This window comes from Klebsiella sp. EMBS2024 (assembly GCF_036233805.1).
Classification (GTDB): domain Bacteria; phylum Pseudomonadota; class Gammaproteobacteria; order Enterobacterales; family Enterobacteriaceae; genus Klebsiella; species Klebsiella pneumoniae.
In genome coordinates this window covers 4,445,852-4,446,713 of the sequence record NZ_JAZARW010000001.1, presented here as the reverse complement: position 1 = coordinate 4,446,713, position 862 = coordinate 4,445,852, and the positions used below count along the sequence as shown (strand labels likewise).

Here is an 862-nt window from a genome sequence, read left to right as displayed (position 1 = left end):
GTAGGCCGGATAAGGCATGTATGCCGCCATCCGGCATAAATGGAGCGCACCAGTTGTAGCCCGGCTAAGCGTAGCGCCAGCCGGGAACGCTCCTTCGNCAACGCTATCGCATCAGAACCACGCCTCAAACATCCCGCCGACGTTCAGCGAATCCAGCTGCTGGTCCTGGGTGCCGTTNACCTTCGCGGTNTGCTCGTTGTCCACCTGGCCGCCGGTCACGTAGAAGCGCAGCATCGGNCGGAACTCCGGCCCCATGCCGATGGCGATGTTCTGCGACAGCGTCAGCTTCCAGCCGTGGTTATCCCCGCCCTGGTCGTANTCCACGCGCTGGTAGCCCGCTTCCAGCCAGGTGGAGTGCACGTCGTTCCAGAAGTACATCGGTCGGACGATGGCGCCGTAGTTTTTACGGTTGTCGGTATTATCTTTGCCGTTGTCGTAGTCATGGAAGGCCAGCAGATATTCCACCTGCGCCTGCTGGGTGAACTTATGGCTGCCCTCGAAGCTGGCGTAGACCGTGGTCAGGTCGTCGGTTTTGTTGTAGACGCTGTTATCCGAGTTGTCGGAGTAGCGCAGGATCACCTTGTTTACCCCGCTGTCGTTGGTGTGGCTCAGCACCAGGCCGCCCTGCCAGGCTTCGAGACGCGCGTCGCTGTCCACCGCCTTTGAGTCAAAGCCGTAGTTGGCGTACACCTCGACGTCGATCGGCCCGGCCTTGATGTTGTGGGTTTTGGTGGTCAGCGCGTAGTGGCCGTTGTCGCCGGTGTCGGAGCTGCCGGTACAGGTGATACGCGACGGGTTGGTCTCGTCGGCCATCACTTCCGGGCTGCAGGATTTCACCTGCGAGACCGCCGCCACGTCGAAC

The 862-nt window shown here is 61.3% G+C and carries 1 protein-coding gene; it reads right to left on the bottom strand.

What is annotated here, in order from left to right; translation table 11 throughout:
- Positions 1-111 precede the first annotated feature (111 nt).
- A partial coding sequence (locus tag VZP09_RS20375) for a carbohydrate porin (RefSeq protein ID WP_328795377.1) occupies positions 112-862 on the bottom strand: 751 nt, incomplete at its 5' end.